The sequence below is a fragment of the Kribbella rubisoli genome, assembly GCF_004217145.1.
GTDB classification, from domain to species: Bacteria; Actinomycetota; Actinomycetes; order Propionibacteriales; family Kribbellaceae; genus Kribbella; species Kribbella rubisoli.
In genome coordinates, this window is the sequence record NZ_SHKR01000014.1 from 691,079 (window position 1) to 704,628 (window position 13,550).

The 13,550-nt window shown below is 68.0% G+C and carries 15 protein-coding genes; 5 read left to right on the forward strand and 10 right to left on the reverse strand.

Annotated features, from left to right (window positions below; genetic code table 11):
- Positions 1-34 precede the first annotated feature (34 nt).
- Positions 35-1,285: a DUF1501 domain-containing protein gene (locus EV645_RS28810; RefSeq protein WP_130447137.1), complete on the reverse strand. Its 1,251-nt coding sequence runs from the start codon at positions 1,283-1,285 to the stop codon at positions 35-37.
- Between the two features lie 9 nt (positions 1,286-1,294).
- On the reverse strand, positions 1,295-2,575 hold the full coding sequence (locus tag EV645_RS28815; RefSeq protein ID WP_130447138.1) for a DUF1800 domain-containing protein: 1,281 nt from the start codon (positions 2,573-2,575) through the stop codon (positions 1,295-1,297).
- 125 nt (positions 2,576-2,700) lie between these two features.
- On the opposite strand from EV645_RS28815, the gene EV645_RS28820 reads away from it, so the two are divergent.
- Genes EV645_RS28820 through EV645_RS28830 form a run of 3 tightly spaced genes read left to right on the forward strand, consistent with a single transcriptional unit; the run spans position 2,701 to position 4,558 of the window.
- The gene (locus EV645_RS28820; RefSeq protein ID WP_130447139.1) at positions 2,701-3,459 is read left to right on the forward strand and encodes an EamA family transporter; all 759 of its coding nucleotides are present in this window, start codon (positions 2,701-2,703) and stop codon (positions 3,457-3,459) included.
- Between the two features lie 11 nt (positions 3,460-3,470).
- Positions 3,471-4,124 carry an alpha/beta fold hydrolase gene (locus EV645_RS28825; protein WP_157997173.1) on the forward strand — a complete coding sequence of 218 codons (654 nt, stop codon included), beginning with the start codon at positions 3,471-3,473 and terminating at the stop codon, positions 4,122-4,124.
- A 17-nt stretch (positions 4,125-4,141) separates the two neighbouring features.
- A complete protein-coding gene (locus EV645_RS28830; protein ID WP_130447141.1) occupies positions 4,142-4,558 on the forward strand; it encodes a PPOX class F420-dependent oxidoreductase in 417 nt (138 codons plus the stop codon).
- Here the strand turns inward: EV645_RS28830 and EV645_RS28835 are convergent.
- Positions 4,548-5,522, reverse strand: a complete 975-nt coding sequence (locus tag EV645_RS28835) for an AraC family transcriptional regulator (RefSeq protein ID WP_198681904.1) — start codon at positions 5,520-5,522, stop codon at positions 4,548-4,550. The two genes, EV645_RS28830 and EV645_RS28835, sit on opposite strands and share 11 nt — an antisense overlap.
- Positions 5,523-5,595: 73 nt before the next feature.
- Between EV645_RS28835 and EV645_RS28840 the strand changes: the two genes are divergently transcribed.
- Both EV645_RS28840 and EV645_RS28845 read left to right on the forward strand, forming a co-directional pair.
- Positions 5,596-6,579: an oxidoreductase gene (locus EV645_RS28840; protein ID WP_130447143.1), complete on the forward strand. Its 984-nt coding sequence runs from the start codon at positions 5,596-5,598 to the stop codon at positions 6,577-6,579.
- 41 nt (positions 6,580-6,620) lie between these two features.
- On the forward strand, positions 6,621-7,610 hold the full coding sequence (locus EV645_RS28845) for a GNAT family N-acetyltransferase (RefSeq protein WP_242000723.1): 990 nt from the start codon (positions 6,621-6,623) through the stop codon (positions 7,608-7,610).
- 55 nt (positions 7,611-7,665) lie between these two features.
- On the opposite strand, the gene EV645_RS28850 is transcribed toward EV645_RS28845, so the two are convergent.
- The 7 genes from EV645_RS28850 to EV645_RS28880 form a co-directional block, all read right to left on the reverse strand.
- Positions 7,666-8,619, reverse strand: a complete 954-nt coding sequence (locus EV645_RS28850; RefSeq protein ID WP_130447144.1) for a hypothetical protein — start codon at positions 8,617-8,619, stop codon at positions 7,666-7,668.
- 269 nt (positions 8,620-8,888) lie between these two features.
- Positions 8,889-9,557: a GNAT family N-acetyltransferase gene (locus EV645_RS28855; protein WP_130447145.1), complete on the reverse strand. Its 669-nt coding sequence runs from the start codon at positions 9,555-9,557 to the stop codon at positions 8,889-8,891.
- Positions 9,557-10,486, reverse strand: coding sequence for a GTPase Era (gene era, locus EV645_RS28860; RefSeq protein WP_130447146.1), 930 nt, complete (start codon positions 10,484-10,486; stop codon positions 9,557-9,559). The genes EV645_RS28855 and era overlap by 1 nt, the downstream gene beginning before the upstream one ends.
- Positions 10,470-10,808, reverse strand: a complete 339-nt coding sequence (locus EV645_RS28865) for a cytidine deaminase (RefSeq protein WP_479684498.1) — start codon at positions 10,806-10,808, stop codon at positions 10,470-10,472. Before EV645_RS28865 ends, era begins: the two co-directional genes overlap by 17 nt.
- Positions 10,809-10,810: 2 nt before the next feature.
- Positions 10,811-12,115, reverse strand: a complete 1,305-nt coding sequence (locus EV645_RS28870) for a hemolysin family protein (protein ID WP_130447148.1) — start codon at positions 12,113-12,115, stop codon at positions 10,811-10,813.
- Positions 12,116-12,133: 18 nt separating this feature from the next.
- On the reverse strand, positions 12,134-12,613 hold the full coding sequence (gene ybeY / locus EV645_RS28875; RefSeq protein WP_130447149.1) for an rRNA maturation RNase YbeY: 480 nt from the start codon (positions 12,611-12,613) through the stop codon (positions 12,134-12,136).
- The gene (locus EV645_RS28880) at positions 12,610-13,536 is read right to left on the reverse strand and encodes a PhoH family protein (RefSeq protein WP_242000742.1); all 927 of its coding nucleotides are present in this window, start codon (positions 13,534-13,536) and stop codon (positions 12,610-12,612) included. Before EV645_RS28880 ends, ybeY begins: the two co-directional genes overlap by 4 nt.
- Positions 13,537-13,550: the final 14 nt, after the last annotated feature.

Sequence of the window (13,550 nt, forward strand, 5' to 3'; positions counted from 1 at the left end):
CGTCCGGGTTGGGCGGGCTGAGTGGGCGCAAGGGTCAGGCGCGGAGGAGCCCGTCGATGGTGGTGGTGTGGTTGGCGAGGATCTTGCCTGGGTCTTCGCCGAGGACGTGCTGCAGCATCGTGGCGTAGACGTCGCGGAAGTCTGTGCCGGCTTTGAGATCGCCATTGGAGAGGTCGGTCAGGCTGGGCTGGTTGCCGTAGAAGCCGCCGGCGACCTTCTCGCCGAGGACGAAGACCGGGCCGGCGGTGCCGTGGTCGGTGCCGTCGCTGCCGTTGGCCTGGACCCGGCGGCCGAATTCGGAGTACACCAGCACGACCGCGTTCTTCCCGCGATCCGTCTTCTGCAGCCGCTGGACGAACGGCGTCAGCGCACCGTCGAGTTCGGTCAGCAGTCGCTGCTGTGTGCCGCGCTCATCCGCGTGCGTGTCGAAGCCGCCGAGCGAAGCGGAGTACGCCCGCGTCGGCACGCCGGCCTCGATCAGGCCGGCGATCAGTTCGAGCTGCGCACCGAGCTGCGACGTACCGCCCGCGGATGCGCCCTTGGTGCGCTCCTCGTCGTCATCGTCCTCCTGGTCGTGCCCGCTCTTGACCGCCTTGCCCAGCACCTGCGTCGCGTTCTGCAGGTCCAGCACGGACTTGGCCGCCCGCGCCTGCCAGTGGCCCTCACCCGGGCTCGGCTTGCCCAATGCGGCGTACGCCGTACCTAATGCGCCGCCTGGCAAGGAGAGCCCGCGCAACGGGAGGGAGGCAGCGGCCGTGGTTTCGCCGGCCAGGAGTGGCGGCAGGGTCGGCTCGACGGAGACCGCACGCAGCGGGTCGCTGCCGGTGGCGTCGAGCCAGCGGCCGAGCCAGCCGGTCGGGATCGGCGACTTGGGCGATGCCGTCTGCCAGATCGCCATCGACCGGAAGTGGCTGCGATCCGGGTCCGGGTATCCGACGCCGCGTACGATCGCGAGCCGCTTGTCGTCCCACAGACCCTTGAGGCCCTTCATCCCCGGGTTCAACCCGAGGCCGTCGCCGAGGTCGAGCACCTCGTTCGGCTGGTAGGCCAGATCCGGACGCGCCTTCTGGTACGCCGGGTCCGCGGCCGGCACGACCGTGTTCAGCCCGTCGTTCCCGCCGTACAAGGTGATGACGACGAGGACCGACTGGTCGCTCGGCAACGGATCGTCGACGGCCGCGGCCATCAGGTCGGACCAGTTCACCTGGGTCGCCCCGGCCGCCAAGGCACCGGCTGCCGTGACGCCGCTGAGCGTCAGGAATCGCCTTCTCGTCAGGTTGTCCACAATTCCGCCCTATCCGCTCACGACGTACTCGGGTGCGCACGCCGCGACCGCGATCAGCTGCGCAGGATCCTTGACTCCGGCCAGTGCGGTCTTGGTCCGCTCGGACCAGCCGTCGACGCCGAGCAGGGCGGCGACGGCATTCGCGTCCTCGACTGCGGACAGGTCGGTCTTCTTCGCCAGCTGTTGCGCGAGTTGGAGCCGGGTGACACCGGCCGAGGTCGTCAGCCAGCTAGCTCCGGCCGGCCAACCGCCGACGCTGGGCGGGCGGTACGGCAACTGGCCCATACCGCGCAGGCCGGCGAGCAGCTTGGTCTGCTGCTTCTCCTCCAGCTTGCTCGGCCGGAGCTTCAGCGCCCGCATCAACCCGACCGCCCACTCCACCGGCTCCTTCACAAGACTCGACGCCGGATCCTTGAACGCCGCCTCGGCAAACATTGCCGTCAGCAACGACTTCACGTCACGGTTCACGCCGTACGCCGTCGTCAGGCGGGCGACTGTTGCGGCGTCGGGCGGCGTCGCCGACACCAGCCGGAACCACAGCCGCCCGATCACGAATCCGGCCGATGCGGGCTGGGCGAGCGCGAGCCGCGCGAACCCCTTCGCGTCGAAGTCGCCGGTCTTGCCGAGCACCGTCTTGCTGCCGGTGTCGAATCGCTTCCGCTGGAAGCTCGCGGCGTCCTTGCGCAACACCCAACCGGTCAGACAGCGGGCGCCTTGGGCGACGTCGGCCTCCAGGTAGTGACCGATGCCGAGCGTGAACAGCTCCATGAACTCGCGGGCCAGGTTCTCGTTCGGCGAACCCTTGCGGTTCTTCTGGCCGTCGAGCCAGCGGATCATTGCGGTGTCGACGATCATCGCCTGCGCCAGGTCGCCGAACCGGCCGAGGGCGAGGGTCCGCTGGGTCTGGTTCTGCGCCAGCATCCAGGCCGCGTTGCGGACCTTCTGGTTGCTGGTCGCGAAATGCCCGTGCCAGAACCAGGTCAGCCGCTCGGTCGCGGTCCGGCTGACCACCATCCGGTCGAGCCACCAGATCGTCAGCTTCCGCTCCTGCGCGGCCCGCTGCTTGTTGGCGGCCTTCTTCGCGTCCTTGTCCTGATCCTTCTTCTTCACGGTCTCGGGCGACTCCAGACCAGTCGGCGCCGGGAGCGCGGCGGCCGCCGCATCCTTCGCCGGACCCAGCAGTCGCCGTACGGTAGCCTCGACGCCGGCCTCCAGGTCACCCGGCGCCGGCCCGAACCCGAACCGGTCGTTCAGCCGCCGTACGACGGCCCGCTCGCTGATCTCGGTCATGTCCCCGATGGTTTCCAGTCCGCGGCCGCCGGACCAGGATCCCGGGGCTTTCTTCAGCCGATCCACAGGTCCTGAGTAGACACTGAGTAGACGCCGTCTATCGCGATGATGTAGACACTGTCTACGTGATCGCTCTCGGATTGCTGACCGCCTCCGCGGGCTGTCACGCGACGTGGAACCTGCTGCTGAAGAAGGGCGGTCTTGGCGGTCCTGCATTCGTGTGGATGTGTGGTCTGTTGACACTGCCGATCTCGCTCGTGCTGCTGGCTCGCGGGTCGGCTGCCTGGTGGGCCGGACTCGTGAGCATGGCGCTGCACACGACGTACGCGGTCACGCTGCAGAAGGCGTACGGCGCTGGGGCATTCTCGACTGTCTACTCCGTGAGTCGCGGCTGTGCGCCGGTATTGGTGGCGATCGCGAGTCTCGGCGGGCCGCACGTGTACGGCGGGGCGGCGCTGGTGCTGGTCGGCGTACTGCTGATGGAGCGGCCTCGGTCATCTCGTGGCGTCGTGCTTGGGTTGGCGGTCGCGGCGTGCACGGCGGCGTACACGTTGTGGGATGGGTACGCCGTCACGTCCCTGCATGTCGATCTGCTGATGTATCTCGCGGTGGCGAACGTGGCGCAGGTTGTTGCGCTGTCGCCGTTGGCTCGCCGGAGTGCACTAGCGAACTGGCGGAAGGCGCTGCCGGTTGCCGTCCTGATGCCGGCCAGCTACGGGCTGGTTCTGCTGGCGCTGTCGTTCGCGTCGGTTGGGGTGGTGGCCATCGGACGGACGTTGAACGTCGTGGTCGGCGCGGTGCTCGGTGCTGTTGTGCTTCGGGAGCGGCCGCGTGTCGGAGGGCTGGTCGTGATCGTTGCCGGCGTTCTGCTGGTCGGTGTTTGAGAGGAGTGGTGGTGAAGGACCTGGTGTGTTTGCACGCTGGTACGAGTGGGCCGTCGACGTGGGACCGCTTCGTGCCCGCGTTCGAGGAGCTGGGGTATCGGGTGCACTGCCCGACCTTGATGGGGCATGGGAGTGCGCCGCGACAACGTCCGTACCTGCTCGACGACTTCCGCGATCAGGTACTGCGTGAGTTCGGCGGGCCGATCACGCTGGTCGGCAACTCGCTCGGTGCGTTCGTGGCGAGCGCTGTCGCGGTCGCGCAGCCGGAACGCGTCGAGCGCTTGGTCCTCGAGGAGCTGCCCGTGCCGCCGCGCGATACGCGGGACAGCGGGCCGATGGTTCGGCCCGTGCCTGCTCTGGGATTGCTGGCGGCCGGCTGGTTGACGCGGCACCGGTGCGATCCGCTGCTGCTGCGCGATGTCATCAAGGACCTCCGCCGGCCGCAGCCATCGTGGTGGGCCGGGTTGCGCGCGGTCCAAGCACCGACATTGCTGCTCGCAGGCGGCCCGAAGAGTCATCTGGACCAGACCCGATTCGGCCTCGTCGCGGAGACGATGCCGTCGGCAACGGTCAGGACGATCGAGGCCGGCCACCGGATCCACAGCCGCGCGCCGGAGCCGTGGTTGTCCGCTGTCCGCGAATTCCTTGCCTTCAAGGGCGCTTGAATTTTTACGCTTGTCGTATGACGGAATCCCTCCTCGACCGGATCGGCACGCACGGGCTCGGTGTGCTGGTCACCATCAAGCGCGACGGACGGCCGCAGCTGTCCAACGTCACGTATGTGTTCGACGGCACCCGCGTGCGGGTGTCCCTGACCGACGGTCGTGCGAAGACCAAGAACCTGCGCCGCGACCCGCGCGCCAGCTTGTACGTCGACGGGCCGCGCGGGCGGACGTACGTCGTACTGGAAGGCAAGGCCGAGCTCAGCCCGGTCGCCGCCGATCCGCACGACGCCGTTGTCGAGGACCTCGTCGACTACTACCGGACCGCGACGGGCGAGCACCCGGACTGGGACGAGTACCGAGCGGTGATGGTCGAGGACAAGCGGCTGATGTTCTCGATGACGGTCGACCACGCGTACGGGATGCCTAAGCCGTAGCCTCGTCTACTTCGGGAGTCACTCGGGCCGCCCGGGCGGCCTCGCGGTAGCGGCGGGGAGCCATCCCGTTGACGCGTTTGAAGGCGTTGCTGAAGGCACTGTCGGACGTGTAGCCGAGCGAATGCGCGAGGGCGGACAGCGACTGATCGTCGTCGCGCAGCGCTCGCTCGGCGAGGCGCATGCGCCAGTTGAGCAGGTACGTGAGAGGCGGCACGCCGGCCACGGAGCGGAAACGCTCGGCGAACGTCGTACGCGACATCGCGGCGGCCCGGGCGAGCTCGTCGAGCTGCCACGCCCGGCCGGGCTCGTCGTGCATCAGACGCAGGGCCGGGGCGATGCGCTCGTCCGCGATCGCGCGCAGCCAACCGACCGGGAGGTCCTCGGCCTGCGCGAGGCAGGCACGCAGGGCCTCGAGGAAAAGCAGGTGCGCGACGTCGTCGGCGGCCAGGCTCGCACCGAGCTCGGCAGTCGTTGCCTCATGCAACAACCGGTTGAGCAGCCAGTGGAAGGTCGCCGACCGCTCGTCGGTGGCGCGGAGATGGATCACCGGCGGGAGGGCGCGCATCAGCAGTTCTTCGCCGGTGCGATTCAGGCTGACGTGGCCGCCGACACCGACCACCCGCGGACCCTCGCCGGTCAGGGCACCGCTGCCGAAGCGGGCGATCGGTCCGTCAGTGGCGCCGAACGCGGCGATCGCGTCCTCGACCGGTACGTCGTCGGAGTTGCCCTTCACGAACTCGTGCCGGCCGTCGAACAGCACGACATCCCCCGGCTCGAGCTCTCTGCGATCTGTGGCCAACTCGTCGTCGAAGTCGATCCAGCACGTCCCTTCGACCGCGGCGGTGAACTTGAGGCGGTTCGTCGCCGGGTAGCGCAGTGCCCACTCGCCCCTCGCCTCGAAGCCGCGCGAGACGTGGCAGTGCGCCTCGGTCAGCGCGAGGGTGTCGGTCAGCGGATCGGTCACAGCCGTACTATCGCGCAAGTTATCGGCACTCTCAAGCATTCTGCGTCCGGATATCGCGGCCTACCGTCGAAGCATGCAAACACCGATAGGTTCAGGATTCAGCGCGGCTTCCACGACGTACGACGTACTCGAAGACGTCGATCTGCACGGGAAGGTCGCGATCGTCACCGGCGGGTACTCCGGGCTGGGCAAGGAGACTGTCCGCGCCTTCCGGTCCGCGGGAGCCGACGTCATCGTGCCGGCTCGCGATGTGGCGCGGGCTTCCGCCGAGTTGGCGGATATCGACGGGGTTGTCGTCGAGGACCTGGATCTGCTCGATCCGGCGAGCATCGACGCGTTCGCGGACCGATTCCTGGCGTCGGGGCGGGCGCTACACATCCTGGTGAACAGCGCGGGGATCATGGCGAATCCGCTGACGCGTGACGCCCGTGGATACGAGTCGCAGTTCGCGACGAACCATCTCGGGCATTTCCAGCTCACGACGCGGTTGCTGCCGGCGTTGCGGCAGGCCGGTGGCGCGCGGGTGGTCGCGGTGTCGTCGCGCGGGCATCGCTACAGCGCGGTCGATTTCGACGACCCGAACTTCGAACATCGCGAGTATGCGCCGTACCCGGCGTACGGGCAGTCGAAGACCGCGAACATCCTCTTCGCCGTCGAACTGGACGAGCGGGAGCGGGCGCACGGGATCCGCGCGTTCGCCGTCCATCCGGGCAGCATCATCACGCATCTGGCCCGGTACTCGAACCGAGAGACGTTACGGGAGGGCGGGTTCCTGGACGAGAACTACGAGCCGATCATCGATCCGGCCCGTGGGCTGAAGACGGCCGAGCAGGGCGCGGCGACGCAGGTGTGGTGCGCGGTCAGCCCGCAGCTCGACGGGTACGGCGGGGTGTACTGCGAGGACGTCGATATCGCGACGATGCACGCGTCCGACGTACCGGATTCCGAAGTGCTTGCGGTGACGCCGGGCGCGTTCGGCGTACTGCCGTATGCGATCGATCCGGAGAACGCGCGGCGGCTGTGGAAGCTCAGCGAGGAACTTCTCGACCGCGGATAAACCAGTCGCGGTAAACCGGTCGCTCGGTGGACGCTGTGCCTGTGGAGATCTCGAAACTGCTACCCGACGACGAAGCCGGGTGCGCCGAAGCCGTTGCGCTGAAGAACTCAGCCGCCAAGCTCGACTGTCCGGAGATGCTGCAGCCGACCGCGCGCAGCTATGCGAACATGCTGCGCTACGGGTGGGACATGGAGCCCGAGTACGCCTACCTGGCGCGCGACGCCGACGGGAACGCCATCGGACTGCTGGGCATGGGCGTCAACCTCTACGACAACACGAACCAGGTCTGGATCGACGTCGACGTCCATCCGGATCATCGGGGCCGTGGTGTCGGGTCGGCACTGTTCGAGTACGGCGAGAGCCTGACCCGCGAGCTGGGCCGGGACACGATCGGCTACGGCTGCGTGGACCTGCCGAAGGCGGACGCGTTCGCCCGGCGGCACGGGTTCGTCCAGAAGGCCGTCGAGGTGAACCGTCGGCAGGACCTGACGGGGCTGGACTACGGGGTGGTCCAGCGGCTGTACGACGACGCGCTCGCCGCGTCCACGTCGTACGAACTGACGAAGCTGACCGGGCCGCTGCCGGAGGAGTTGCTGGAGGACATGGTCACGCTGACCGCCTCCATCAATGACGCGCCGAAGGACGACCTCGACATGGAGGACGACGTCTACAGCCCCGCGCGACTGCGGGCGTACGAAGAGGCGCAGTCCAAGAGCGACCACACCGTCTACCGCGTGATCGCCCGCGAGAAGTCCACCGGTGCTTTGGCCGGCCACACGGTCATCTCGGTCGAGCGCGAACGTCCCCACATCGGCGAACAGCACGACACCGCGGTCGACCGAGCCCACCGAGGCCACCGCCTGGGCGCGCTGGTGAAGTCCGCCATGCTCCTGTGGCTCCGCGAGACCGAACCGGGCCTGACCCAGGTCGACACCTGGAACGCCGAATCCAACGACCACATGATCAGCATCAACGAACAACTCAACTACAAGATCGTGGCGCGCATCCTCGCGTACCAGAAGAAGATCTGAAACAGCCAGGGGGCGCCGCAACCAGCGACGCCCCCGGGCTTCTACTGCTGAAAGCTCACTCGCCCACGAGCTGGTTCCAGTGGCCGGTGATCGAGAAGATGCCGGTGCCCGGGATGGTACCGCCGGTGACCCGGCCGTAGGACGTGACCGCGGTCTTCGAGCCGTTGAACTTGCTCGTCGCGTACTGGTACGCCGAGTCGGTGTCGTTGTCGAAACCGGTTACCAGCGTGCCGCCCTTGGTACCGCACTCCCTGGCGGCCAGCGATTCGTACGCCGCGAAGCCGGTGCTCCGGACCAGCTTCAGGATCGGCTTGGTCGAGGCCGCGGCCGGGATCCGGACCGTCCAGAGCGCGCCCGCCTTGGTGGTCATCAGCAGCGTGTCGTAGGTCGGGGTCTCGGAGACCACGGTCATCGCCTTGAAGCCCTTGAAGCCGGCGAAGTGGCCGAGCGCCCGGAAGGTGGCACCCGACGCCGCGTAGCGGTAGAGGCTGCCGTTGGTGCTCAGCCCGTACAGGTACGAGCGGTTCGGCGCGGTGATCGCGTAGTTCGACGTCACGAGCTGGGTGAAGCTGGTCCAGCCGGAGCCGATCCGTGCGTACGTCGGCCGCGCGTTGTCGGTGTCGAAGTAGGTGACACCGCGGTACAGCGTGCCGCCCTGCACGAACAGGCTGTGGTAGTAGAAGTGCGCGTCGGTCTGCACGCCGTACCACGTCGTGTTGAGACGGGTGCCGACGAACTTGAACTCGCCGAAGAACTCACCGCGCGGGGGCTTGGCCGGCGTGACCAGGACGTCGTTGATCCCCGGCGTCGGGGTGTTGAAGCCGACATCCTGCAGGCATCCCCCGGAGGCGAGCTTGGTGTTCGGCGTGGTCTTCACGTCGCCCTTGGCCAGGTGGGCGATCGCGGGCGTCGGGTTGGACCGAACGGCGGCGGCGGCCGGAACGGCAGCAGCCGTGGCGGCGAGCATACCGACCCCGGCCAGGGCGAGCGCGAAGCGCTGCAGTTTCATTCTGGGAGTCCCCCTCAGGACATGAATGACCTCGATGGGCCTCGAGATCGTGCGCGAGCATAGCCTGCGCGGGGACTGAACGCGCCGCGATTGCAGCTTGTTGCAACAGTTCCAGGCTAGACCGCCTGGACCACTGTGACCTTCATCTCGTTCTAGGCCAGGCCGAACAACCCGGCGACCTGCTCGAAGAGCTCAGGGCCCGTTCCGGGTCGCTCGTCCGCCCGGCGATCGACCACAGCGTCCCCCGCTGTAGACGTGGGCGAGGTCGGTCACGCCGGCTGGGCGATTGTCACGTGCATTTTGTTGGAGAGGGTGAAGCCGAGTTTGTTGTAGAGCGCGATGGCGTTGGCGTTGGAGGCGCCCGTGTGGAGGAACGGAGTGCGGCCCGAGGCGGTGATCTGGGCGGCGACTGCGCGGATGAGGCGGGTGGCGAGGCCTCGCCCCTGGTAGGACGGGTGCGTGCAGACAGCGCTGATCTCGGTGTGGTGCGGGAGGGCGAAGCGGGTGCCGGCCATTGCGATCAGTTCGCCGTTCCGGCGGATGCCCAGGTAGGTGCCCAGCTCGATCGTGCGGCTGCGGAAGGGGCCGGGGTCGGTGAGGGCGACGAGCGCGAGCATGTCGGGTACGTCGTCCACGCCGAGCAGCACCGTCTCCGGGTCCTCGGCCGGAAGCGAGGCGGGGGCAACGAACTGGACCAGAGGGATCTCCAGGTCCACCTTCAAAACGTCAGGGACGGGCACGCTCGGGCGCATCAGCGCGCCCGTCGTGCCAGGGCCGAGCAGCACGGCCGCGTCGGCCCAGTCCTGCTCGGTGGGCTCGTCGGGCAGCGCAAGGAACGGCGCAACGGCCGAGGGATAGCGGCGAGCGTTGCCGCGGACCTCGGCGAGGTGCGCGTGCGGGCCGGTGAGGGCGGCGTACACAGGGTTCTGGAAGCTCATCAGAATCCCAGTTTGCGCAGGTTCTTCGCGTCTGTCTGCCAGTTTTTGGCGATCTTGACGTGCAGGTCGAGGTACACCGGCGTACCGAGGAGGGACTCGATCTGCTTGCGCGCCGCCGCGCCGACCTCGCGCAGGCGAGCACCCTTGTGGCCGATCACGATGCCCTTCTGGCTCTCCCGCTCGAGGAAGATATTCGCGTAGATGTCGAGCAGCGGCTTGTCCTCGGGACGGTCCTCGCGCAGGTTCATCTCGTCGATGGTGACCGCGATCGAGTGCGGCAGCTCGTCCCGCACACCTTCCAGCGCGGCCTCGCGGATCAGCTCGGCGACGAGCGTCTCCTCGGGTTCGTCGGTGATGTCGCCGTCCGGGTAGAGCGGGAAACCGGCCGGCAGCAGCTTCACCAACTCGTCTGCGACCACGTCGACCTGGTAACCGGACGTCGCGGAGACCGGGATCACGGACGCCCACTCGATCCCGGCCGACTCCCCCAGCTTGGCGATCTCGGCCAGGTGCTCGACCATCCGATCCGGCTCGACGAGGTCCGCCTTGGTCGCCAGGGCGACCTTCGGCGTCTTCGCGACCTTCGCCGCCTCGCTCACCAGGAACCGGTCCCCGGGACCGATCTTGTCGCTGGCCGGCAGGCAGATCGCGATCACGTCAACCTCGGCCCAGGTGGTCTTCACCAGGTCGTTCAGCCGCTCGCCGAGCAGCGTGCGCGGCTTGTGCAGCCCGGGGGTGTCGACCAGGATGAGCTGGGCGTCCGGCCGGTGCACGATCCCGCGGACCGCGTGCCGCGTGGTCTGCGGCTTCGACGAGGTGATGACGATCTTCTGGCCCACCAACGCGTTGGTGAGGGTGGACTTGCCGGCGTTGGGCCGACCCACGAAGCAGGCGAACCCTGCCTTGAAGTTCTCAGGTGTGGACGACATCGCGGGCCTCTCCGGTGCCATTGGCATGTACTACGGGAACGTTGGCGCCGGCGAAGTGCCGCACGACCCCGACGTCGACGGAATCGGCGTCGGTGACGACTGCGGCGGCTTCCAGACCCTTCACCCCGGACGCGAGCGCCATCGCCACGGCCAGCTGCAGCGCGGTCAGCTCCACAGTGTCGAGCGCGACCGTGCACGCGGCGTACGTGCGCCCGTCGGAGTCGCGCACGGCGGCCCCTTCGGCGGCCCGTGTCCGGGCCCGGGCAGCACGCGCGAGCGTGACAAGTTTGGCGTCCTCCGCCGAAAGGTCTGACAACTGCACTCCTAAGCGTGCTGGTGGTTCTGGTCCTGGGGCGCGGGGGTGGTCTCCTCGCGTCGTACCAGAACCGTACCTACCTGGTTGCGGCGGCCGGACGGCCGCTCCGCCGTCAGCGACAGGCCCTCGATCGCGACCTCGGCGCCGGGGATCGGCACCTTGCCGAGCAGCTTGGCCATCAGACCGCCGACCGTGTCCACGTCGTCGTCGTCCAGCGGTACGCCGAACAGCTCGCCCAGCTCGTCGATCGGCAACCGGCTCGACACCCGGTACGAGCCGTCGGACAGCTCTTGCACCGAGTCGGGATCCTCGTCGTACTCGTCGGTGATCTCGCCGACGATCTCCTCGAGGATGTCCTCGATCGCCACCAGGCCCGCCGTACCGCCGTATTCGTCGACGACGATCGCCAGGTGCATCCGGGCCGCCTGCATCTCGCGGAGCAGCTCGTCGACCGGCTTGGAGTCCGGGACGTACATGCACGGCCGCATGACCGACTCGACCCGCTCGGTCGACTCGGCCTGCGCATTGTCGTAGACGCGGCGCATCACGTCCTTGAGGTAGACGACGCCGAGGATGTCGTCGAGCGACTCGCCGATCACCGGGATCCGCGAGTAGCCCGAGCGCAGCGCCAGCGACGTGAGCTGGCGGAGCTTCTTGTGCCGCTCGATGTAGACCATGTCGGTCCGCGGCACCATCACCTCGCGGACGATCGTGTCGCCGAGCTCGAAGACCGAGTGGATCATCTGCCGCTCGCCGGACTCGATCACCGCGGACTTCTCCGCGTAGTCGACCAGCGCGCGCAGCTCGGCCTCGGTCGCGAACGGCCCCTCGGCGAACCCCTTACCCGGGGTCAGGGCGTTACCGATCAGGATCAGGAACTTCGGCAGCGGACCGAGGATCTTGGTCAGCGCCATCACCGGACCGGCCGAGATGATCGCGAACCGGTCCGAGTGCTGCCGGCCCAGCGTCCGCGGCGCGACCCCGATGATCACGTACGACACCAGCACCATCACCACGGCGGTGATCAGGATGTGCTCCCAGGTCACCGACAGGACTTCGGACAGCGCCTGGGTGACGAGCACGATCGCGGTGATCTCGCAGATCAGCCGCAGCAGGAGCAGCGAGTTCAGGTACCGCGGGGCGTCGGACAGCAGGTCCCGCAGCCGGACGGCCCGTAGATTGCCGAGCTCGACCTGCTCGTTCGCGCGCACCTTCGAGTACGACGACAGCGCTGCCTCGGCGCCGGCGAACAGACCGGCGAGCAGGACGAGCACCGCAGCCACAACCAGGAGAACGAGGTCGTGGGAGGTCACCGCAACGTCACTCCTGCCTCAGACACTCTCGAGCCGGTTCCCAGGTGCCCGCCATGCTTCCAGCAGGCGGCCCTGGACGTCCCACATCTCCGCTTTCTCGGCGGGTTCCGCGTGGTCGTACCCGAGCAGGTGCAGGATGCCGTGCACCGTCAGCAGCTCCAGCTCGGCCCACGTGCCGTGACCGGCCTTCGCGCCCTGCGCGGCCGCGACGGTCGGGCAGAGCGCGATATCGCCGAGATGACCGAGCGGCAGGTCGCCGTCGTCATCGTCGGACGGACCGGGCCGCAGCTCGTCCATCGGCCACGACATCACGTCGGTCGGACCCGGCAGGTCCAGGAACTCGACGTGATACCGCGCCATGGTGTCCTCGTCGACCAGCTTGATCGACAGCTCACACTCCGGGTGCAGTCGCAGGGACGACATCACGAACCTGCTGAGCCGCATCAGTCCGTGGGCGTCGATCTCCACCCCGGACTCGTTGTTGACCTCGACGTTCATCGGTGGTTGTCAGCACTACCTTCATAGTTTTCGTACGCCGAGACGATCCGGCCGACCAGCTTGTGCCGGACCACGTCGTGCGAGGTCAGCCGGCAGAAGGTCAGGTCCTGCACACCCTCGAGGATGTCCTGGACGACGCGCAGCCCCGAGCTCGTCCCGGTCGGCAGGTCGACCTGGGTGAGATCGCCGGTGACGACCATCTTCGAGCCGAACCCGAGCCGGGTGAGGAACATCTTCATCTGCTCCGGCGAGGTGTTCTGCGCCTCGTCGAGGATGATGAAGGCGTCGTTCAGCGTCCGGCCGCGCATGTAGGCCAGCGGCGCGATCTCGATCGTGCCGGCCGTCATCAGCCGCGGGATCGACTCCGGGTCGAGCATGTCGTGCAGGGCGTCGTACAGCGGGCGCAGGTACGGGTCGATCTTCTCCGACAGGGTGCCGGGGAGGAACCCGAGCCGCTCGCCGGCCTCGACGGCCGGCCGGGTCAGGATGATCCGGTTGACCTCCTTGGCCTGCAGCGCCTGGACCGCCTTGGCGACCGCCAGGTAGGTCTTACCGGTACCGGCCGGGCCGATGCCGAAGACGATCGTGTTCTTGTCGATCGCGTCGACGTACCGCTTCTGGTTCAGTGTCTTCGGGCGGATCGTGCGGCCGCGGCTGGACAGGATGTTCTGCGTCAGCACGTCGGCCGGGCTCTCGGCCGTGGCCTGCTTGATCATCGCGATGCTGCGCTCGACCGAGTCGGCGGTCAGCCCGTGCCCGGTCCGGATCACCGCGATCAGCTCGTCGATCAGCCGCTCGGCCAGGGCCAGTTCGGCCGGCTCGCCGTTGAGCGTGATCTCGTTGCCGCGGACCATGATGTCGGCGGCGAACTCCTTCTCGACGATGCGGAGGAACTCGTCCCGGGCTCCGAGCAGGGCCACCATGTCGATGCTGTTCG

Excerpts from the sequence above, each read along its gene's own strand:
- ybeY (WP_130447149.1), bottom strand. The coding sequence starts at position 12,613 with ATGAACGTCGAGGTCAACAACGAGTCCGGGGTGGAGATCGACGCCCAC.
- EV645_RS28840 (WP_130447143.1), top strand. The coding sequence starts at position 5,596 with ATGCAAACACCGATAGGTTCAGGATTCAGCGCGGCTTCCACGACGTAC.
- EV645_RS28850 (WP_130447144.1), bottom strand. The coding sequence starts at position 8,619 with ATGAAACTGCAGCGCTTCGCGCTCGCCCTGGCCGGGGTCGGTATGCTC.
- EV645_RS28855 (WP_130447145.1), bottom strand. The coding sequence starts at position 9,557 with ATGAGCTTCCAGAACCCTGTGTACGCCGCCCTCACCGGCCCGCACGCG.
- EV645_RS28830 (WP_130447141.1), top strand. The coding sequence starts at position 4,142 with ATGACGGAATCCCTCCTCGACCGGATCGGCACGCACGGGCTCGGTGTG.
- era (WP_130447146.1), bottom strand. The coding sequence starts at position 10,486 with ATGTCGTCCACACCTGAGAACTTCAAGGCAGGGTTCGCCTGCTTCGTG.
- EV645_RS28880 (WP_242000742.1), bottom strand. The coding sequence starts at position 13,536 with ATGGTGGCCCTGCTCGGAGCCCGGGACGAGTTCCTCCGCATCGTCGAG.
- EV645_RS28815 (WP_130447138.1), bottom strand. The coding sequence starts at position 2,575 with ATGACCGAGATCAGCGAGCGGGCCGTCGTACGGCGGCTGAACGACCGG.